At 35.9% G+C, this 21,259-nt stretch carries 16 protein-coding genes; 10 read left to right on the plus strand and 6 right to left on the minus strand.

What is annotated here, in order from left to right; all coding sequences use genetic code 11:
• Positions 1-16: 16 nt before the first annotated feature.
• The gene (gene dprA, locus LBU54_RS02010) at positions 17-1,120 is read left to right on the plus strand and encodes a DNA-processing protein DprA (RefSeq protein WP_224524961.1); all 1,104 of its coding nucleotides are present in this window, start codon (positions 17-19) and stop codon (positions 1,118-1,120) included.
• A 167-nt stretch (positions 1,121-1,287) separates the two neighbouring features.
• On the opposite strand, the gene trpS is transcribed toward dprA, so the two are convergent.
• The gene (gene trpS / locus LBU54_RS02015; protein WP_224524963.1) at positions 1,288-2,259 is read right to left on the minus strand and encodes a tryptophan--tRNA ligase; all 972 of its coding nucleotides are present in this window, start codon (positions 2,257-2,259) and stop codon (positions 1,288-1,290) included.
• Between the two features lie 104 nt (positions 2,260-2,363).
• Here trpS and LBU54_RS02020 point away from each other — a divergent pair, with 104 nt between their 5' ends.
• Complete coding sequence (locus LBU54_RS02020; protein WP_224524965.1) at positions 2,364-3,116, plus strand: lysophospholipid acyltransferase family protein; 753 nt, start codon at positions 2,364-2,366, stop codon at positions 3,114-3,116.
• A 76-nt stretch (positions 3,117-3,192) separates the two neighbouring features.
• Here the strand turns inward: LBU54_RS02020 and LBU54_RS02025 are convergent, their stop codons facing one another.
• The 4 genes from LBU54_RS02025 to recA form a co-directional block, all read right to left on the minus strand.
• Complete coding sequence (locus LBU54_RS02025; protein WP_224524967.1) at positions 3,193-4,776, minus strand: hypothetical protein; 1,584 nt, start codon at positions 4,774-4,776, stop codon at positions 3,193-3,195.
• A 1-nt stretch (position 4,777) separates the two neighbouring features.
• A complete protein-coding gene (locus LBU54_RS02030) occupies positions 4,778-5,323 on the minus strand; it encodes an RNA polymerase sigma factor (RefSeq protein WP_224524971.1) in 546 nt (181 codons plus the stop codon).
• Between the two features lie 24 nt (positions 5,324-5,347).
• Complete coding sequence (locus LBU54_RS02035; RefSeq protein WP_224524974.1) at positions 5,348-5,761, minus strand: hypothetical protein; 414 nt, start codon at positions 5,759-5,761, stop codon at positions 5,348-5,350.
• 97 nt (positions 5,762-5,858) lie between these two features.
• Positions 5,859-6,863 (minus strand): recombinase RecA, encoded by a 1,005-nt coding sequence (gene recA / locus LBU54_RS02040; protein WP_224524976.1) that lies wholly within the window; start codon positions 6,861-6,863, stop codon positions 5,859-5,861.
• Between the two features lie 384 nt (positions 6,864-7,247).
• On the opposite strand from recA, the gene trhO reads away from it, so the two are divergent.
• The 8 genes from trhO to LBU54_RS02080 all read left to right on the plus strand — a co-directional run bounded on the left by trhO (position 7,248) and on the right by LBU54_RS02080 (position 15,419).
• Positions 7,248-8,321, plus strand: coding sequence for an oxygen-dependent tRNA uridine(34) hydroxylase TrhO (trhO, locus tag LBU54_RS02045; protein ID WP_224524978.1), 1,074 nt, complete (start codon positions 7,248-7,250; stop codon positions 8,319-8,321).
• Between the two features lie 6 nt (positions 8,322-8,327).
• Positions 8,328-9,572 carry a peptidase U32 family protein gene (locus tag LBU54_RS02050; RefSeq protein ID WP_224524980.1) on the plus strand — a complete coding sequence of 415 codons (1,245 nt, stop codon included), beginning with the start codon at positions 8,328-8,330 and terminating at the stop codon, positions 9,570-9,572.
• Complete coding sequence (locus LBU54_RS02055) at positions 9,572-9,802, plus strand: ferredoxin (protein WP_224524982.1); 231 nt, start codon at positions 9,572-9,574, stop codon at positions 9,800-9,802. The genes LBU54_RS02050 and LBU54_RS02055 overlap by 1 nt, the downstream gene beginning before the upstream one ends.
• 145 nt (positions 9,803-9,947) lie before the next feature.
• The gene (locus LBU54_RS02060) at positions 9,948-11,132 is read left to right on the plus strand and encodes a PSP1 domain-containing protein (RefSeq protein ID WP_224524985.1); all 1,185 of its coding nucleotides are present in this window, start codon (positions 9,948-9,950) and stop codon (positions 11,130-11,132) included.
• Positions 11,113-11,613, plus strand: a complete 501-nt coding sequence (locus tag LBU54_RS02065; RefSeq protein WP_224524987.1) for a gliding motility lipoprotein GldH — start codon at positions 11,113-11,115, stop codon at positions 11,611-11,613. Before LBU54_RS02060 ends, LBU54_RS02065 begins: the two co-directional genes overlap by 20 nt.
• Positions 11,614-11,622: 9 nt before the next feature.
• Complete coding sequence (locus LBU54_RS02070) at positions 11,623-13,974, plus strand: penicillin-binding protein 1A (protein ID WP_224524990.1); 2,352 nt, start codon at positions 11,623-11,625, stop codon at positions 13,972-13,974.
• A gap of 88 nt (positions 13,975-14,062) precedes the next feature.
• Positions 14,063-14,764, plus strand: a complete 702-nt coding sequence (locus tag LBU54_RS02075) for a CoA transferase subunit A (RefSeq protein ID WP_224524992.1) — start codon at positions 14,063-14,065, stop codon at positions 14,762-14,764.
• 1 nt (position 14,765) lies between these two features.
• Complete coding sequence (locus tag LBU54_RS02080; protein WP_224524994.1) at positions 14,766-15,419, plus strand: CoA transferase subunit B; 654 nt, start codon at positions 14,766-14,768, stop codon at positions 15,417-15,419.
• A gap of 76 nt (positions 15,420-15,495) precedes the next feature.
• On the opposite strand, the gene LBU54_RS02085 is transcribed toward LBU54_RS02080, so the two are convergent.
• A complete protein-coding gene (locus tag LBU54_RS02085) occupies positions 15,496-21,003 on the minus strand; it encodes a LamG-like jellyroll fold domain-containing protein (RefSeq protein ID WP_224524997.1) in 5,508 nt (1,835 codons plus the stop codon).
• Between the last annotated feature and the right edge of the window lie 256 nt (positions 21,004-21,259).

A 21,259-nucleotide genomic window follows, 5' to 3' on the forward strand; every position in this document is an offset into this window, starting at 1 on the left:
AGCGCGTTAACAAACAATGACCGAACAAGAACTCATTTACACACTAGCTTTGCAGCATGTACCTAAAATAGGTTCAACAACGGCCAAGAAGCTCATTAATCATTGTGGTTCTGCAGAGGCAGTTTTAAAGGAGAAAAGGTCTAATCTGCTTAAAATTGATGGTATTGGAACCATCATTATAGAAGGTCTTTTTGATCGTATTCATATAGAAGAAGCAGAGAATGAGCTCCATTTTATAAAATCAAATAAAATTGAAGTCCATTATTTTACAGATGAATTGTATCCTGAAAGACTCAAACAATGCATCGACGGGCCAATATTGCTGTTTCAATCTGGTAATATCAATCTAAAGGAACAGTATATCATCAGTATTGTTGGTACGAGAAAGATAACAACTAATGGTATTGCGTTTTGTGAAAAGTTGGTTGAAACCTTATCGTCATACAATCCTGTAATTGTTTCTGGATTTGCTTATGGAACTGATATTACAGCACAAAAAGCTGCAGTTAAAAACAATTTGCAAACAATAGGCTGTTTAGCTCATGGACTTAATCAGATTTATCCAAAAGTGCACAAAAAGTATGTTGCAGATATTGAGGAGCACGGTGGATTCTATACTGATTTTTGGAGTACAGATGAATTTGACAGAAACAATTTTCTTAAACGAAATAGAATAATTGCAGGACTATCTGAGGCAACAATTGTTATTGAATCTGCTGAAAAGGGAGGAAGTTTGGTGACAGCAGATATTGCTAATTCTTACAATAGAGACGTTTTTGCTGTACCCGGAAGAACAACCGACAGCCAAAGTGTTGGATGCAACAACCTCATTAAACAACAAAAAGCACATTTACTATCAGACCCTTTGGACGTTCCGTACCTCTTAAACTGGAAGCTTGAAACTGAACCAAAACAAACAGTTCAGAAGCAACTATTTGTGGAACTCGAAGCAGATGAAAAAATTGTCTATAACTATTTAAAGAGCAAGGAAAAGGAACTTCTTGACGTTATTGCCTTAGATTGCGATATGCCGAGTTATAAAATTGCAAGCCTATTACTAAGCATGGAACTAAAAGGCGTTGTGAGACCTTTACCGGGTAAACTATTTGAAGTTATTTAGAAGGATAGGTAATTTTTATAAATGTGATATATACTCGCAATTATTATCGCAAGAGGACCATAAGCTAGAAAGTCCATTTCATTGGCAGTCAAAAAGCGCGATATAATTAAGAGAAGCATTGCTAAGATGCTTAGAATAGGACTAATCAGTTCTTTCTACATCTGCTATTAGTACCCAATTTTCTCCCTAACGCGCTCAAGTACTTTATCAGCAACAACCTTGGCTTTTGTAGCACCCTTTTCTAAAGCCACATCAATTTCACTTAAGTTCTCCATGTAATAAAAGTAGCGTTCTCTAGGTTGAGCAAAGCGTTCTAAGATGAGCTCAAATAATGCTTGCTTTGCGTGACCATAACCGTAATTGCCACCTTCATAATTGGCCTTCATAGTTGCCACTTGTTCGTCATTAGCTAAAATGTTATACAATCCAAAACAATTGCAGGTTTTCCAATCTTTAGGATCTTCAAGAGGAGTACTATCCGTTTTAATGGACATTATTTGCTTACGGAGCTTCTTTTCTGGTAAGAAAATATTAATAGTATTGTTTTTACTTTTGCTCATTTTTGCGCCATCTGTTCCTGGTATTAGCATTGTATCTTTTTGAATATCTGCTCTTGGAAGCACAAAAACATTATCTCCCATTTTTGCATGAAATCGAGATGCCACATCTCGTGTCATTTCAATATGCTGCTCTTGGTCTTTGCCTACTGGGATTATTTCAGAATCATAAAGTAAAATATCTGCTGCCATTAGCATAGGATAGGTAAAAAGACCACCATTTACATCATCTAATCGATCCGCTTTATCCTTAAAACTATGAGCTAATTCTAAACGTTTAAAAGGAAAAAAGCAATTTAGGTACCAAGCCAGCTCAGTTACTTGAGGCACGTCACTTTGTCTATAAAAAACGGTTTCATCTATATCTAAACCAAATGCTAACCATGTCGCCGCAGTAGAGTAAGTGTTACTTCGTAATAATTCAGCATCTTTTATTTGGGTTAGGGAATGGAGATCTGCAATGAATAAAAAGGAGTCGTTATCTTCATCTTTCGCTTTTTCAATTGCAGGAATAATTGCTCCTAAAATATTGCCGAGGTGAGGTGTTCCTGTACTTTGAATTCCTGTGAGTATTCTTGCCATAATATATCCTTCTAATCTAAGTACTCTATCAAATTAAATGTCATACTAAAATTGAAAGGCAAAGATAATTTTTTTAAAGGAACTAATTAATTAGTTTTGGTGTTATGGCTTTTATAAAATACCCTTTTTGGATACTTTATAGGGTTTGGTTTTATATACTTGTGGCTTTGCCAATTATTGTATTAATGCCAATACTTCTAGTTTCGATTTCTCGAGAGAAATGGTATCCTTATTTTTTTAGATTAGCGCGGTTTTGGGCAAAGTTTATACTTATTGGCATGGGATTTAATTATAAGATTATCAGAGACCAAACACCAAAGCCCAAGAAGAGTTATATGTTTATTGCTAATCATACGTCCATGGTAGACATTATGCTTATGCTGGTGTCAGTTAAAAACCCTTTTGTTTTTGTAGGTAAAAAAGAATTGGCCAATATTCCTTTATTTGGTTTTTTTTATAAGCGTACGTGTATTTTGGTAGATAGAAGCAGCGCAAAGAGTAGACAGGCGGTTTTTATGAGGGCTCAAAAACGACTAAAACAAGGGCTTAGTATATGTATTTTCCCAGAGGGTGGAGTGCCTGAAGAGCACGTTGCTTTAGATGATTTTAAAGATGGTGCATTTAGATTAGCAATTAACCATCAAATACCCGTAGTACCCTTAACATTTTACGATAATAAAAAACGCTTTTCGTATACTATATTTAGTGGTGGCCCAGGGAGAATGCGAGCTAGGATTCATTCCTTTTTATCGACAGAAGGATTAAAGATTGAAGACACTAAGCTATTAAACAAAAAAGCGAGAACTGTTATTTGGGATGCACTGCATAAACCCTTAAAAACAGAAAAGCTACCTTAACCACGGGTAGCTTTTGTCATCATTGCATTCATCATTGCTTTTTGTATTGCAATAACCTAACCTAATTTAAATTTACCTAAAACTTAAAACTTAATCCTGTATACACTCCAATAAAGAATGGCCTAAAATTGCCAGAAGTATTATTGAATGTATTCAGTTGATACTTGAACGTTGGCTCAAGGTTGAAATTCCATTGTTTGGACAGGCTGTAATCTAGACCTAATCCTAAATTGGCACTAAAACTAGTGCTGTTAATGTTGTTTGCTTCGCCGATCATTGTACTGCTTCCATTGATGTCTGCATATATTTCATTTTCACTTAAAAAGAAGGTACTAAAACCACCAATGAAGTTTAATCCAAATCGTTTATCTATTAATTTATACTCTAATTCTAATGGCACTTCAATAAAGCCAAATTGCTGATCTAAATCTCCAACGAACTGAGTGTTAAAAGCCTCAGGCATAGTAGCTCTATTCATCATTGAGGAACTTACTAATGATACGGACTGTACACCACTGCTCAAGTCTAGATTTTCAAATTGAGCGCTGACACCTCTTGACACAGCCTCTGAGCCAATGAAACCAATAACATCAGAAGTAGTATAATTTAGGTTAACTCTATTTACGCCTGCCCTAACTTTTAATCTCTTATTAATAGCATAAGTACCAGCAATACCATAGCTCATATTTATGTCACTACTTTTTGCATTTTGGTTAAATTGGCTATGCACAGGAGAACCTTGCCCTAAAGAACTAAAATAAACAGGTGCAACATTAGGCGCTATGCTCCACCTGTTCTGCTTATCCTTTTCTTTTTCATTCGTTGTTTTGTTATTCGCGGCAATGGCGTCCTCAATAGATTGTTTGTTTATGTCTTCAACAAGTATTGTTTTGTCGTCCTCTATTTTGTTTAATAATTTTGAGTCGTTTTCAGATGTTTCTGTTTTATCTACCTTATTATCTGCAACGGCTTCTTTCGTTTTATCTAACTCATTCTTTATAACAGCTTTCATGTCATTCTCTGTGATTACCGCACTGTTATCCTTTTGAATAGTTTTTGATTTGTCTTTATTATTTATCGCAACTTTGGCCGTAGCGTCATTTTTAGCTCTTTTTATTAGTTCATCAGTCGTTTTTGAATCTTTGATTTTTTCTTGAGCCTCAGTATGTTCAACTAACCTATTTGTCGGATTGATTTTAGTGGCCTTATTAGCGCTTGGGTTCTTACTAATTTTGTTGTTAAAATTAGAGCTTTTAAGGCTTTCAGGGTTTTCTGTATTATCCGTAACGGCAACTTTAGTCTTATTTTTATTTAAAGACTTAAGTTCTTCTTGTTGTGTTTGGAGAAGATCAGTTTCTGATTCGTTATTATTCTCTGGTGTTGATTTAATCGTATCTCCATCTCTATTTTCAATATCAACGATAGGTGCGTTTTGGTTCTCCGTTGTGCTGTCATTAAATACAGATACACCAACAGTTAATAATAGAACAATAGCAGCTGCAACGCCTCCAATTTGCCACCATAACGCAATGACTCTGCGCTTCTTTTTCTTATTAGGCAAACTTTCACTAATGCGATTCCAAACCGCATCATTTGGCGTAACTTCAAAATCTTTAAACTTCTCTTGAAAAAGTCTATCTATGTTTTTCTTATTACTCATTTTATATCGATCGCGAACTTGAATTCGCTTTGTAATCTTCTATTCTTTCTTTTAAAATCATTCTTGCTCTTGCAAGATTAGATTTAGATGTTCCCGTTGAAATATTAATTAATTCGCTTATTTCAACATGAGAATAGCCATCTAACACATACAGGTTAAATACCAGTCTATATCTATCAGGTAATTCCTGTATTATCTCTAACAAAAAATCAATACTTACATCACCATCATCAATATCTACCGTTACATCTTCTATACGGTCTTCGTTTACTATATCAAAGACACCTCCATTATCTCTGTAGCGCTGCAATGATGTATTAATTGCAATTCGTTTTAACCAACCTTCAAAAGAACCTTTATTGTTATACTGATCTATTTTACTAAATACAGTTATAAATGCATCGTGCAGATTATCTTCTGCTTCTGCATAATTTCTAGAGTACTTAAGACAAAGCGAAAATAATTTACTTGCAAATTGCTTGTATAATTGACTTTGTGCTTTAGCATCTTGATTTATACAATTTTTTATGAGTTGCTCTAAACTCACATTGTTTTGGTAATTGATTAATAATTAAAGTACTACAGGCACTTCTACCAAATAATACTTGTCCTGTCCGTTTTCATCCTTGCCCTGATAAAACTTGAATATGTAAGTTTCTGTTCCGGTTACTGAAAATTCAAAATTTACGGTAATAGATTCTGAAAATTCAGAACAATTAATATTTGTGTAAACTGTATTTACAATTGCTATTGTTCGTTCGTGCCCATTGATGTCATAGGCAAAGTTGTTGAACTCGTAGCAAAACGTAGGGCGCGTATAGGTTAACAGTATATTGTACGTTTCGCCATAAATAAATTCGTCAGGCATTTCTACCGAATCTACAGGCAATACCTCAAGGTAAAAACCTTGTTCATTTTCATCTTCTATACTACAAGACCACAAAAATGGAAACAGCAATACAACTATTAAACCTAATTTTTTCACGATTAATTATAATCAATTTCACCCTATAGATGCAAAAACTATCAAATGGTTGCGTCTAAAAATGAAAAAATCCTGAAATTTTTCAGGATTTAATTTTTTAACGATCTTCATTTATGAGAGCCCTCACTTTTTCTTCAAGTTCATCCATTAAATCTGGATTGTCTTTTATAAGGATTTTGACAGCATCTCTACCTTGACCAAGTTTTGTGTCTTCGTAACTAAACCACGAACCACTCTTCTTTACAATGTCGTGTTCTACCGCTAAATCCAGTATTTCACCAACTTTTGAAATTCCCTCGCCATACATAATATCAAATTCGGCAGTTCTAAAAGGTGGCGCAACTTTGTTTTTAACAACCTTTACGCGGGTTTTATTACCCATTACATTACTGTTACTATCCTTAATTTGAGTAGATCGTCTAATATCTAATCTAACTGAGGCATAAAACTTTAGTGCGTTACCTCCAGTGGTCGTTTCAGGGTTACCAAACATTACACCAATCTTTTCACGTAATTGGTTAATGAAGATCATGGTACAATTGGTTTTGCTTATCGAAGCGGTTAATTTTCGCAATGCTTGTGACATCAAACGTGCATGTAATCCCATTTTAGAATCGCCCATTTCGCCTTCAATCTCACTTTTTGGGGTCAAAGCCGCTACAGAATCCACAACCACAATATCTATAGCACCAGAACGTACCAGGTTGTCTGCGATTTCTAATGCTTGTTCACCATTATCTGGTTGAGAAATAATAAGATTTTCAAGGTCAACTCCAAGTTTTTCTGCATAAAAACGATCAAACGCATGTTCTGCATCAATAAATGCAGCAATACCACCAGCTTTTTGAGCTTCTGCAATGGCATGTAAAGTCAAGGTGGTTTTACCAGAAGATTCCGGACCGTAAATTTCTATTACTCTACCACGTGGATAGCCACCAACTCCCAAAGCAATATCTAAGCCTAAAGAACCTGAAGATATGGCATCAACATCTTCAATGGCTTGGTCGCTCATCTTCATTACCGTTCCTTTTCCGTAGGCTTTATCCAACTTATCTAAAGTAAGCTTTAGTGCCTTTAATTTTGCGTCTTTTTCACTACTCATTTATTCAAAAATCTTAATTATTAGGATACCAAAAATACCACTTATTTTATTTTTTTTAATGTTATGACGCAACCATTTTACACTTTTTACATCTACTAAATGAAAAAGGAAATAATTGCTATGAAATCCCTTTTAAAAAGTTGAGATAAGTCTTTAAAAATTTTCTACTTTTTAAACAAACCAAGTTTAGCAAAACATTAGGTAATTCAGCTACTGATAATTCAGTAGCTGTTTAACCAATGTGAAGTGACCTTTTATTTAGTTTTAGTTATAGTTAGTTGATCTAAAAAAGCACTCTGAGTATTTCATAGTGCTTTTTTATGCTAATACGCTAAAAATAATACCTTTGCACTATATTCTTTAACCTTAAAAAATTAGTATAGCATGCAACTGTACAATAACTTAAGTGCTAAAGAAAGAGCAGAACTTATTAAACAAGCGGGGAAAGATCGCTTAACCATCTCTTTCTACAAGTACGCCAAAATTGGCAATCCAGAACTATTTAGAAACCACATGTTTTTGGCTTGGGATAATCTTGATGTCCTCGGCAGAATATACATAGCCAACGAAGGTATTAATGCCCAGCTATCTGTGCCAGCCGAGAATTTTGATGCCTTTAAAGACCATTTAGATACAATAACCTTTTTAGAAAACGTAAGATTAAATATAGCAATTGAGCACGATAATTATGCGTTTTTAAAACTTAAGGTAAAAGTGCGTCATAAAATAGTTGCAGACGGATTAAATGACCACACGTTTGATGTAACAAACAAAGGTATTCATGTCAATGCAGAGCAGTTTAATGCGCTTATCGAAGACCCAGATACAGTTTTGGTAGATATGCGAAACCATTACGAAAGTGAAATAGGTCATTTTAAAAACGCAATTACACCAGATGTAGATACGTTTAGAGAATCTTTAGATTTAATAGAAGAAGATCTTAAAGAGCATAAAGAAGATAAAAAACTCGTGATGTACTGTACTGGAGGGATAAGATGTGAGAAAGCTAGTGCCTATTATAAGCACAAGGGGTTTAAAAATGTATTTCAGTTAGAAGGTGGTATAATTAACTATGCTAGACAGGTTGAAGCTGATGGCCTCGAGAATAAATTTATTGGTAAAAATTTTGTTTTTGACCAAAGACGGTCCGAACGGATAAGTGAAGATGTAATTGCAAAATGCCATCAGTGCGGCCAACCTGCAGACACGCATACCAATTGTGCAAATGAGGCTTGTCATTTATTATTTATACAGTGCGAAGCATGTAAAGAAAAAATGGAAAATTGCTGCTCCTCACATTGCCAAGAAATAATAAAATTACCATACGAAGAGCAGAAAGCGTTGCGAAAAGGTCAGGGTAATAGCAATGACATCTTTAAAAAAGGAAGGGCAGACCATTTGCCATACAAAAAAGACTTAAGAAATATTTTCGAAGGTTCTAATACTGACGCAATGTAATCAATAATGAAAAAAATTGAACTCATGGCACCTGCAGGAAATTTTGAATCCTTGCAGGCAGCTTTAGATAATGGTGCAGACTCCATTTATTTTGGAGTGGAACAGCTTAATATGCGAGCAAGAGCCTCTATAAATTTTACTTTGGAAGATTTATCCGAAATAGTAAATCGATGTGAGGCTAAAAATGTTAGGACGTATTTGACGTTAAATACGATAATTTACGACCATGACCTTTCTGTAGTAAAGACATTAATTAAAAAGGCGAAAGAAGCAAATGTTACAGCAGTTATTGCTATGGACCAAGCTGTTATAGCTGTTGCGAGGGAATTTGGTATAGAAGTTCATATTTCTACCCAGATAAATATAACCAATATAGAGACTGTTAAATTTTATGCGATGTTTGCAGACACTATGGTGCTGAGTAGAGAACTTAGTCTGCGCCAAGTCAAGCACATCACTGAACAAATAGAGAAAGACCAGATTAAAGGTCCTTCAGGTAACTTGGTAGAAATAGAAATATTTGGTCATGGCGCTCTTTGTATGGCAGTTTCCGGCAAGTGCTACATGAGTCTACATGCTTATAATTCTTCTGCAAATAGAGGTGCTTGCAAGCAAAATTGTAGAAAGAAATATACTGTTATTGATCAAGAAACAGGAATTGAGATGGAGTTGGATAACGAGTACATTATGTCTCCAAAAGATTTATGTACAATAGACTTTTTAGATCAAGTAGCCGATGCAGGTGTAAAAGTCTTAAAAATCGAAGGCCGAGGAAGAGCACCAGAATATGTCGCCAATGTTACTAGGTGCTACAGAGAAGCGCTTGATAGTATTGAAAACAAGACTTACTCAAAAGATTTGGTTAGTTCTTGGATGAATACATTAGAAAAAGTTTATAACCGAGGATTTTGGAGTGGCTATTATTTAGGACAACAACTTGGTGAATGGAGTAAGGGTTCTGGCAGCCATGCCACACAAAAGAAGGTATATATTGGTAAAGGTTTACATTTTTATCCAAAAGCAAAAATAGGGGAGTTTAAGATTGAAGCTTATGATATTTCTCTAGGCGATAAAATTTTAATTACAGGACCAACAACAGGAGCTAAAGAGATAGAGCTAAAAGAAATGCTTGTAAACGACAAATATCAAGAAAAAGGAAAAAAAGGAGATTCAGTTACTATTCCTTTAAATTTTAGAATTAGACCTTCCGATAAATTATATAAGATTGTAGAGACTAAGGTCCAAGCCTGATGATAGTTATTACATTACAAAGAAAAAAATGTATTGGATGTAATTATTGTGTCGAGTTAGCGCCACAGCAGTTTCAAATGTCAAAAAAAGACGGCAAATCAGTTTTATTACATTCCTCAGAAAAGAAGGGATTTCATACACTTAAAACTAGAGATTACGAATCTTTTGAGCCAAGCCAAAATGCTTCTAAGGCATGTCCTGTTAACATAATTACGGTTAAAGTCACTTGAGTAAACTATCATAAGTCAGTATTTGTCAATCCAAGAACCAAATATTTATCTTTTAGTTTACTAAATAAATATTGGTATCTTTACTTTTTAATTATGAATCCTTTATCTAGATAGGATATCTAGACTTTATATATATAAATTTTTTATGGCTTGTAACAGTTGCTCAACTGGAAAAGATGGTCAACCTAAAGGATGCAAAAACAATGGTACCTGCGGTACTGATAGTTGTAATAAACTAACTGTTTTTGATTGGTTGTCTAATATGTCATTACCAAGCGGACAAGAGCCTTTTGAAGGTGTTGAGGTACGTTTTAAAAATGGCAGAAAGCATTATTACAAAAACACAGAAAATCTAACCTTAAGCATTGGTGATATTGTTGCTACTCAGGCTAAATCTGGACACGATGTTGGTATGGTAACGTTGACAGGTGAGTTAGTACGCGTTCAAATGAAGCGTAAGAAAATCGATATTAACGATTCTGAAAATGTCCTCAAAATTTATCGCAAAGCCACTCAAAAAGATATTGATGTTTGGTCAGCTTCTCGAGATAAGGAGGATCCAATGAAAGTTAAGGCACGCCAGTTTGCTATAGACCTGAACCTTAAAATGAAAATATCTGATATTGAGTATCAAGGCGATGGTAGCAAAGCAACATTTTATTACACGGCAGAGGAACGGGTAGACTTTCGGGAACTTATAAAAGTATTTGCCAGAGAATTTAGAACCCGAATAGAAATGCGACAAGTAGGCTTTAGACAAGAGGCAGCAAGACTTGGCGGTATTGGGTCTTGCGGAAGGGAGCTTTGCTGTTCAACTTGGTTAACCGATTTCAGGTCGGTAAGTACTTCTGCGGCACGTTATCAACAGTTATCATTAAATCCATTAAAGTTAGCTGGGCAGTGCGGTAAACTTAAGTGTTGCCTAAATTATGAATTAGACGCATATCTCGATGCTTTAAAGGCATTTCCAAAGAACGATACGAAGCTCTATACAGAAAAGGGTACTGCAGTATGTCAAAAAACAGATATTTTTAAAGGGTTAATGTGGTATGCTTATGAGGGCGAATGGATGACTTGGCATGTAATATCTGCAGAACAAGCCAATGAAATAATAGACAAAAACAAGCGCAAGGAGAAAGTTGCAAGTCTTGAAGAATACGCAACAGAGCACATACAAGACACTAAAACTGAGTTTGAAAACGTTGTTGGGCAAGACAGTTTAACACGTTTTGATAGTCCAAAACCTAAAAGAAAACGTAAAAACAATAGAAAGAAACGCAATCGAAACCGAAATACAAATCAAAGAACCAATGAAAAAAAGAACTCTTAAAACAGTTTTAGTTCTAAGTTGTTTTTTGATCTTGGGCTGTGACTCAAACGCAGTTTATGATATTTACAAATCGGTTCCTAATCAGTGGCATAAAGACACTATTGCAAATTTTAAATTAAGCGCGCCTGACACTACGAGCAATTACAATTTATTTGTGAATGTTAGAAATACAAACGATTATAAGTTTAATAATCTCTTTCTAATAGTAGAACTAAATTATCCTAATGGTAAAACATTGAAAGACACATTGGAATATAAAATGGCAAAGCCTAATGGCGAACTTTTAGGAACAGGGTTTTCAGATATTAAAGAAAATAAACTTTGGTATAAAGGTTTTGATGTACCATTCAAATTTACAGAAGAAGGAGACTATAACGTAAGCATACAGCATGCTATGAGGGAGAACGGTCGGGTTAATGGTGTTGAAAACCTCGAAGGAATTACGGATGTTGGATTTCGGGTTGAATACGCTCAAAAATAAGACACAATTATGGCAAAAAAGAAAAAAACACCAACCAAGGCCCAAGCATTGGATTTTTCGAAATACACCAGATGGTTTTGGATTTTATTTGCAAGTGGAATTTTGGCATTTGTGCTTTTATTTCTTTTAGCTTCTTGGGGTGTTTTGGGTGAAATGCCAGATCATACCAGATTAGAAAATCCTGAAACTAATCTAGCTACAGAAATTATTTCGTCTGATGGTAAGACTTTAGGTAAATTCTATTTTAATGACAATCGAACTCCCGTTGGATATGAAAACTTACCAAAACATCTTGTAGATGCATTGATCGCTACAGAGGATATAAGATTTTATGATCACAGTGGTATTGATGGTCGAGGTACATTGCGAGCCCTTTTCAAAGCGGGCACTGGTGGTGGTGCAAGCACAATCTCTCAGCAATTGGCTAAGCAATTGTTTACAGATCAAGTTTCAAAAAATAAAGTAGAAAGGGCACTTCAAAAAGTAAGGGAATGGATTATTGCCATACGTCTAGAACGACAATACACCAAGGAAGAAATTATAGCACAGTATTTTAATATTTATGATTTTGGTAACAACGGTGACGGTATACGATCTGCTTCAAGAATTTATTTTGGAAAAGAACCTCAAGATCTAGACTTAAAGGAATCGGCCATGCTTGTTGGTATGTTCAAGAATTCATCACTTTATAATCCAAGGAGAAATCCGGAAGGGGTAAGGAATAGAAGAAATGTTGTCTTAGCACAACTTTATAAATATGATTATATCTCAGAGGAAGTCAAAGATTCTTTGCAGGCTACCGAGCTCGATTTAAATTTTACACCTGAAACACATAGTCAAGGTATTGCCACTTATTTTAGAGAGTACCTAAGATCGTTTATGAAAGATTGGGCCAATGACAAGAAAAACAGAAAGCCCGACGGGAGTAAATACGATTTATATAGCGATGGCCTAAAAGTCTATACAACCATAGATTCTCGGATGCAAGCGTATGCTGAAAAAGCCATAGAACAACATATGCCAAGATTACAAGCAGAATTTGATCATCAAAACACACCGAAAAGAAATCCAACAGCACCTTTTTTAGAACTTGATAAATCTGAAATAGATAAGTTGTTAAAAGATGGCATGCGAAGAGGTGAGCGCTGGAGAATACTTAAGTCTCAAGGTAAGTCGGATAAAGAAATTGAAGCATCGTTTCATGAACCACTTGAAATGACTGTTTTTAAATGGATTGATGGTAAGCCAGGAGAAGTAGATACGGTTATGAAACCTATTGATTCTATGCGTTATTACAAATCGTTTTTAAGACCAGGTATGATGTCAATGGATCCACAAACAGGTCATGTCAAAGCTTGGGTCGGAGGTATGGATTACAAACATTTTAAATACGATATGGTAAAACAAGGAAAGCGCCAAGTTGGTTCTACATTTAAACCATTCGTTTACGCAACAGCGATTGATCAGTTGCAACTTTCACCGTGTGATTCGTTTCCACGTTCACCAATAACAATTGAAGCGGAGAAATATGGTAATCCCGAACCATGGACAGTTCAGAATTCTGATGGAAATTATTCTGGCATTCAAACTTTAAAAGATGCCCTAGCAAGCTCTACCAATACCGTAACCGCTAGGTTAATGAATGAAATAGGGCCTCAACCAGTTGTAGAAATGGCTAAAAAACTTGGTGTAGAACAAGATATATTACCAGTACCAGCCATTGCTTTAGGTACGCCAGATATTAGTGTTTACGAAATGGTAGCAGCCTATTCTACTTTCGCTAATAAAGGGGTTTACAATAAGCCAGTGATGGTTACGCGTATAGAAGACAAAAACGGAACGGTGCTATATCAATTCACTCCAGAAAGTAAGGATGTTCTAAGCGAAGAAGTGGCATATGTTACTGTTAACTTAATGGAAGGTGTTACCCAAGGAGGATCAGGTACTAGATTAAGACATAGTTGGGCTGTTAATAAACCAGAATACAAGGAAATTATAACAGGGTATCCCTATGAATTTGATAACCCTATTGCCGGTAAAACCGGAACTACTCAAAATCATAGCGACGGCTGGTTTATGGGCATGGTGCCAAACTTAGTAACTGGTGTATGGGTTGGTGCCGAAGATAGAGCAGCTCATTTTAGCACGATTACCTATGGTCAAGGTGCCTCAATGGCATTACCAATTTGGGGTTTATATATGAAAGCGTGTTATGCAGATGAAACGCTTAATGTTTCAAAAGGTGAATTTGAAGAACCTTCAGAACTTACTATCAGAACTGACTGTACTGTCACACCGTTAGAGGATCAGAATAATGATAAAGAATTGGTTGACGATATTGAAGATTTTTCAGATTTCTAAAACGCCTTTTTTACACCTCTATTTTGAATGAAATTCCTGTGATAATAGGGCATTGTTTTGTACTTTTCAAGAAGCAAACAACTAATTTATGATTACTAAAAAAGTATTAAATGTTGAAGAAGCATTACAGGGTGTTTCAGATAACATGACTTTTATGCTTGGTGGCTTTGGACTATCAGGAATACCTGAAAAAGCAATCGCTCAACTCGTAAAATTAAATGTAAAAGGCCTAACATGTATTTCTAATAATGCAGGAGTAGACGATTTTGGTTTAGGGCTTTTGCTTCAACAAAAACAAATTAAAAAGATGATATCCTCCTATGTTGGGGAAAATGATGAATTTGAGCGTCAAATGCTTTCTGGTGAACTTGAAGTTGAATTGATACCACAAGGGACTCTCGCAGAACGATGCAGGGCCGCGCAGTCAGGGTTCCCAGCTTTTTATACGCCTGCAGGTTATGGTACAGAGGTTGCAGAAGGAAAAGAGGTAAGAGAATTTAATGGCAAAATGCACATTTTAGAATATGCATTCAAAGCAGATTTTGGATTTATAAAAGCATGGAAAGGGGATACCGCAGGGAATTTGATATTTAAAGGCACGGCAAGAAATTTTAATCCAAATATGTGCGGTGCGGCTAATATAACTGTCGCTGAAGTCGAAGAGCTTGTTCCTGCAGGCCATTTAGATCCGAATCAAATACACATACCAGGGATTTTTGTACAACGCATATTTGAAGGCGTTAATTATGAAAAGCGTATAGAACAACTAACTGTAAGACAACATCAGTAATATGTTAGACAAAAATGGAATAGCAAAACGAATTGCTAAAGAAGTTAAGGACGGCTACTATGTTAATTTGGGAATAGGCATTCCTACATTAGTAGCAAATTTTGTTAGGGAAGATATTGAAGTTGAGTTCCAAAGTGAAAATGGTGTTCTTGGGATGGGTCCTTTTCCTTACGAGGGTGAAGAAGATCCAGATATTATCAATGCGGGGAAACAAACTATAACGACATTGCCTGGTGCTAGTTTTTTTGATTCTGCCATGAGTTTTTCAATGATTAGAGGAAAACATGTTGACCTTACAATTTTAGGCGCTATGGAAGTTGCTGAGAATGGTGACATCGCCAATTGGAAAATACCTGGTAAAATGGTAAAAGGTATGGGAGGCGCAATGGATTTGGTGGCAAGTGCGGAGAATATCATTGTGGCTATGATGCACACCAATAGAGCTGGCGCCTCGAAACTACTAAAACGATGTACACTTCCTTTGACTGGCGTAAATTGCGTAAAAAAAATTGTTACAAATATGGCTGTTTTAGAGGTTACTAAAGAAGGCTTTAAACTTTTAGAACGCGCCCCTGGTGTTTCAGTTGAAGAAATAAAAGATGCAACTGAAGGACATCTCATTGTTGAAGGTGAAATACCAGAGATGACTATTTAATTTATTAGGGCACAAAATCAATAATGCTCTACATATAATTTTGGAGTTTTATTAGAAGCGCAAGCCAATAAAAAGTTTAATTGTAGATGAACTTTTTTATAACAGGGCCATCATCTGTATTTATTCTAATTATATAAGCTCCTGAATTTAATTCTAATAAATCGTATTCATTGTAAGATCCTTGTTGAAGCTCTAAATCAAAAATTATTCTTCCATTTAAATCTATAATTACTAACGCTTTTAAATTAATTAAATCTGGGTTTACAATAACGATTTTACGTTTGTTATAATCATAGTGAATACTGAGGTTTTCTAATTCCCTATCTTGTATGGATAAAGAATCCAAATTTGAAAAGGTAATCTTAAACCTATTTAAGTATTGACCAGGCTCTAGATAAGTTGAGTAATTATGGGCTCTTAAATCATGGTACGAGTCCGAAATGGTATCATAAAGATAAATGACTAAGTCATCTGGAATATTTTCTAGCATTTCTATTGAAATATTTACAGAACCACTTTGATCTATAACCAAACCTAAAGGTAATTCCTGATCGCTATTAAAGTTATTAACCGCTTGTATAACAAACTCAGTATTTTCAATAATCCAATAGAAATCTTCAGTAGCTTTATCTAACATAGGCGCGTCATAGCCAAGATCAAAAGAGTTTGTTGCATTATCGTCTAATGCTACCATTATCTGTCTATGTAAACCGGTTGAAGAATCAAATTTTAGTCTAATTAATGAGCGTAAATCGGAACTGTTATCATCATCAATGGATTTGTTTGAAAAACCGATCCCTTCATTTCCCTTTTTTTGAGCTTGTTTCATGAACGAGGAACTCAATGGCTCTTCAGGGATGTAAACTCTTTGCGAATTATTAAAGATAATATCCCCACCATCAATGACAGTAATACCTGTCAAACCAGAATCTAGAGATGTACTTACGAAGAAACCTTGGTTAACGGGAATGTAACGTCCAGGTATCTTTATACCGCTTTCACCGGTTGCATTAATAAGTTCATCGTTTGCAATTGCAGGGACACCTCCAACTAAATTTCTTGTTGCATAACCTCCAATGTAAGAACCTAATATATGCGAGTTTTCTTCTCCAAAGTGATCCCAAAAATATAATGCGCCATTAAAAATATTGCCATTAGTGTTGTTGCCACCATCTGCAATACTTATGTTATCCATAATAAATTTCTCTGCGTCAATTGCTGAAGGGTAGGGATTTCCAACAAGCCTATCATTTCCTAAGCTTAAGGTCAGATTAATATCACCATTAAATGGTTTTCCTCTGTATACATAGTTTTGATGGGTTGTGATGGATTCAGTTCCAGAGCTGCCCTTCATGGTGTAACCTTCGCCTGGTAACATAGATGTGGTTTCATTTATGTTTTGCCACGAGTTATAGTCGTCATTAGCACCATTAAACTTAAAGAGCCAATACGAACTTATAGTAATAGGGTCAGTAACGCCTGCGTCAGCAGCTGTATGTGATCCTTGAAAATTTATTGTCTTTGGAAAAACACCATCATCTGGTAGAGATCCATCTAAAAGCACACCCTGAACAGTGTGGTTTGTATTTAAACTTGCTGTACCACGAGGCCCAGAAGACCCAATTGGCCCTACTGAAGATGACCAATAATTGTAGTTGAAGCTATTTGCCGTTCCTTGTTGGTCTCTTTCAATGTATCCAGAGCTATTAGCATCCAAAATACTTCCAGAGGTTTGGACTAATTGTGATTCGCCAACCAAATCTATAATGCCATCTAGTTCTAAGTATTTTGTCACCGTTAGGCTTTGACCACTATTATTATAATCTAATGGTTCTGACGGTTCTGCCATGGTTAATTCCTTGCCTGCCGTATCAAGTAATAGTCCTAATACAGTAATGTCTTTATCTCCTGAATTAATAGCATGAGAAACTTGAACTATATTCCAATCTATTGACGTTGCTCCATCAATTCCTATACTGTTTGGTGTTTTTACATCAGTAAAATTGGTCCATGTATCAGCAGTATTCCAGTTTTGGTTATCGATACGGGTACTGTATGGCAATGGAGCTGTTTGAGATTGGCTTGTGGTTGTATTTCTATTTACACCAAAGAAGTTGTTTGCCGATTTATCCTCGGCAACGTCGTCAGTAAATGTGTAGTAACCAATTAAGTTTTCCCATAATAAATCATCTGAAATATCAAGTGGTATAATCTTGCCTCTAACCTTTGTGCCATTGGTTTCGATTTCTTGGTTCATCATTTCATGAATTTGTTGCTCCGTTAAAGCAACATCCCAAATTCTTACTTCGTCTATAAATCCATCGAAATATTTTTTTGGGGTATTTGGCGTATCACTGTCATAGAGTGCGCCTAAAAGAAACTTTTCGGTACCAGAACTAGGGGTTACTGCAATGTTTTCTTCCGCAATTTTTACGCCATCAATAAATAAAGACGCTCTTGCTCCATCAAAGGTCGTAGAGATGTGGTACCATTTATTGTTAGTAATCGCATATGGAGAAACCATGTTCAAAATTAATGTGCCTGAAGCATCGTACCATTTTACGGTTGGAAAATTGTTTTCAAGCGCTACTACATACCCACGTTTATTACCTATTTTATCGTCACCTTTAGATAGAATTGTACCTGAGCTCGTGGTAGATTCTTGTAAAAACCAAGCCTCTACAGAGAATGGTCCTGAAAAAGAATGAGTATCACCAAAGTCAATATGGTCGTCGACACCATCAAAATCAATCTGCGTTGATGTGACGTCCAAATATGCAGTCTCCTTATCTGTCACTGCGTTCTCCAGTCCTTCTTTAGCTGTAGCGCGATAGGAAAATGAACCGGTCTGATTTAGAAATAGCTCATACTCGTAAGTATTAGAGCAACTTGTGGTGTTAACTAAGGTTGGCGTAATGGGCGTGCCCATCATATCTATTTCAAGGTCTGTGATATCATATGCGCCAAAAGGATCGGTTACCTCTGCTCTTAAATAAACTGCGTTACCGGCTTCTGAAGTGGTTATTGCAGTGCCTCCAGGATAGGGTGCGTCATAGACTTCAAAAGACGCTATTTCAATATAAGTTGAGGTATCAAACTCCACTTTTGAAGGTTTGGAAAGGCTATCAAACTCAATTTCAAATTCCAGACCAGACTCATTAGACCCAATAACAAGTGTTATTGCATCACCAGCTGGTATAGTGTTGTCTGCATCTAAAGACCCAGACCATGTTATGAGATTTGATGTTGCATCAAAAATCGGATCTGTAAGTGTTATAATAGTATTGGAGCAACTCGATTTTAAAATTGCAGTAATATCAGGATTATCTGGCATAGTACCGTTTACTACATTCACATAAGTCTCAACTGTAATTGGTGTATTTTCTTTTATCGTGAAAGGACTACAAAATTCGGGTGTTTGTCTAAAAGAAACGGCATTTAATGAATAGGTAACGGTTAGAATTGGTGGGTTTGCAGATTCTCTTGTGTCATACTCAGCCTCTCTATTTCCCATGCCACCACTTTCTTGATAAACACTAAGAGCCATACCATTATTAACCGAAACACCAGAAACCCAATCCTCGACCAAACAGGTTACGGGCCAGGTTTGAATTCCTGTTGAATTTACATTTATCGTCGATAATGGTGTTCCGCTATTGGAATTAGGCCCTATGGCACCTTCGGCACTCCAATTTTCTGTTGGTGTGCGTTGTAACCAATTCGATGCGCCACTAGCACCACATTGCGTGCCTTCATCCCAAACATCAGCATCTGCTATTTTAAAAACGCTAACATCCATGTCTGCGCCGGATGTACAATTCATTTTTAGTTCTGCATACTCAACCACTGCACCTGGAGGTAGTGAGGATAAGTCAAACTGAACCAACATCCTTTGACTATCTGTAGTTTCACGATCAATAATTATTGAAGTACAAGACCCGTAATTATTAGAATCATTTTTAAGCTTTATACCAGTATCTTTTGTCGCTATTAAATCAACAGTAACTGTTGTTCCCACCGTTAATATTGGAGATGTTGCTGTTGTATTGTCACCACTAGCAACAGGATCTATTCGGTCTAATGCTAGAGACGGATCTGAAAGGTATAGTTGTTTGGTAGCTTCTAAAAGGCCTAAAGATCTAGTGTCGCCATTGCAAAAACCATTATTCGGAGTTACGGAAATGGTTCCAGTTAAACTTCCTACAGTAACCGTAATACTATTTGTTGTACCTCCAGCAGTTTGTATCCATCCTGCTGGTAATACCCAGTTATAAGTAACTCCAGGGACATTTTCTACGCTATAGGTTTCAATTGCGCCTAGTGAAGGACTTGTGTTGCCAGTAATTTCACTTGGTAAATCTGGAGGAAAGATACCAACTCCTGAATCCCTTGAAAATGTAATATTAGATGGTTTTGTATCGCTATCGTAATCTATATAAAATGATACATTGGGTTCTGTTGTAGCAACTGTTAATGCGAGAGCCTCACCAGCTGGGATAGAAATATCTGACCCAAGAACTCCGGTCCACGTTAATAGGCCAGAAGCATTATCATAAGTTGGGTTGGTTAATGTAATTATATTGGTTGCACCATAATGCAATTCTGCAGATATTGATGGATTTACTGGCATGGTGCCACTTTCAATACTGATATAATTAGAAACGGTAATTGTCTCACTAGCCTTTATGGTTAGGGTGTTACATAGTGCAGGGGATTGTGTAAATGTTGTGTCTTCATTAGTACCTGGATTTATTGAAATCCCAGCTCTTGCTACTTCATTACTGGACGCACTGCTCCATGACATTAATGTTGATGTGGTTGTTGCTGTTTTAATACTTGACGCACCGGCAATTTCATCTCCTGATGATATATTGTATATTTCTGTTTGAGAAGGGTTTATTGTCTGTGTGCCATTTCGAATGGTAGAAACATCAAAAACCATTGAACCGATGGCCGAAGGAACATTTAAATCAAATGGACTTTCCCCACTATCTTTGTATGCTGCCGAAGCAAATGCCCCAAATGGATTTGAAGGATTTACTCCGGTAAAATTGTTAACTCCTACAACGATACCTTTGTCATAGTCTGAATCTAGTGTAACAATTACATTTGCTGTTCCAATAGGTGGATTAATAAAAGAATAAATGTACACATGAGACTTATCACCTGACTGAACTGGTGCTTGTGTAGAAACATTAGTATCGTCTAAATAACCGACCAGATTTAATCCTGTACCATCATAAGTTACAGAGGTAACTCTGGCATCCTTGCATGAAACACCAACAAGCATTAAGCGATCATTACCTGATAGAACCTGAACATTTGGAAGGGAAAAAACACTATTGTTATCGGCATCAAATCCAGTAAAACTATTTACAAAGTTCACTGTTGCCGTAGGAAAATAGCCTAATAATTCTGATTGTGAAGTAGTATTGTCTCCTGAAGCAACAGGGTCAATTAAATCCAAGGATTGTGACGGATCCGATAAAAACAGTTGTTGAGATACCGTTTGACCAGTCATACAAGATGGCATACCAATAATACATATTAATATGACCAACATTACTCGTAATGTGCCTAACATAATGCGGTTAAGGTTTTTAATTAAGGGTTAAGAGGGACAATGGATTTAGGACGCAAAATATAAAAAAGAAATAAAACATCGATTAACGTATGTTAATATCCGATGAAAAGCAATAAAAATTAACATTTATTAGAATTTGAAGAATAACCCTATAAGAATAAAATCACCTATGAATTTGTAAGAAAACACTTTTATAAATGCTTAAATGTTAAAAATAAATGTATTTTATCGATTAATTATGTATTTAAACTGATAT

Source organism: Winogradskyella alexanderae (assembly GCF_020166335.1).
Taxonomy (GTDB): domain Bacteria; phylum Bacteroidota; class Bacteroidia; order Flavobacteriales; family Flavobacteriaceae; genus Winogradskyella; species Winogradskyella alexanderae.

Bases quoted from the DNA above. Each gene is read 5' to 3' on its own strand.
- LBU54_RS02070 (WP_224524990.1), top strand. From the start codon at position 11,623: ATGGCAAAAAAGAAAAAAACACCAACCAAGGCCCAAGCATTGGATTTT.
- trhO (WP_224524978.1), top strand. From the start codon at position 7,248: ATGCAACTGTACAATAACTTAAGTGCTAAAGAAAGAGCAGAACTTATT.
- LBU54_RS02075 (WP_224524992.1), top strand. From the start codon at position 14,063: ATGATTACTAAAAAAGTATTAAATGTTGAAGAAGCATTACAGGGTGTT.
- trpS (WP_224524963.1), bottom strand. From the start codon at position 2,259: ATGGCAAGAATACTCACAGGAATTCAAAGTACAGGAACACCTCACCTC.
- LBU54_RS02050 (WP_224524980.1), top strand. From the start codon at position 8,328: ATGAAAAAAATTGAACTCATGGCACCTGCAGGAAATTTTGAATCCTTG.
- LBU54_RS02055 (WP_224524982.1), top strand. From the start codon at position 9,572: ATGATAGTTATTACATTACAAAGAAAAAAATGTATTGGATGTAATTAT.
- LBU54_RS02025 (WP_224524967.1), bottom strand. From the start codon at position 4,776: ATGAGTAATAAGAAAAACATAGATAGACTTTTTCAAGAGAAGTTTAAA.
- LBU54_RS02020 (WP_224524965.1), top strand. From the start codon at position 2,364: ATGGCTTTTATAAAATACCCTTTTTGGATACTTTATAGGGTTTGGTTT.
- LBU54_RS02060 (WP_224524985.1), top strand. From the start codon at position 9,948: ATGGCTTGTAACAGTTGCTCAACTGGAAAAGATGGTCAACCTAAAGGA.
- dprA (WP_224524961.1), top strand. From the start codon at position 17: ATGACCGAACAAGAACTCATTTACACACTAGCTTTGCAGCATGTACCT.
- LBU54_RS02085 (WP_224524997.1), bottom strand. From the start codon at position 21,003: ATGTTAGGCACATTACGAGTAATGTTGGTCATATTAATATGTATTATT.
- LBU54_RS02080 (WP_224524994.1), top strand. From the start codon at position 14,766: ATGTTAGACAAAAATGGAATAGCAAAACGAATTGCTAAAGAAGTTAAG.
- recA (WP_224524976.1), bottom strand. From the start codon at position 6,863: ATGAGTAGTGAAAAAGACGCAAAATTAAAGGCACTAAAGCTTACTTTA.
- LBU54_RS02065 (WP_224524987.1), top strand. From the start codon at position 11,113: ATGAAAAAAAGAACTCTTAAAACAGTTTTAGTTCTAAGTTGTTTTTTG.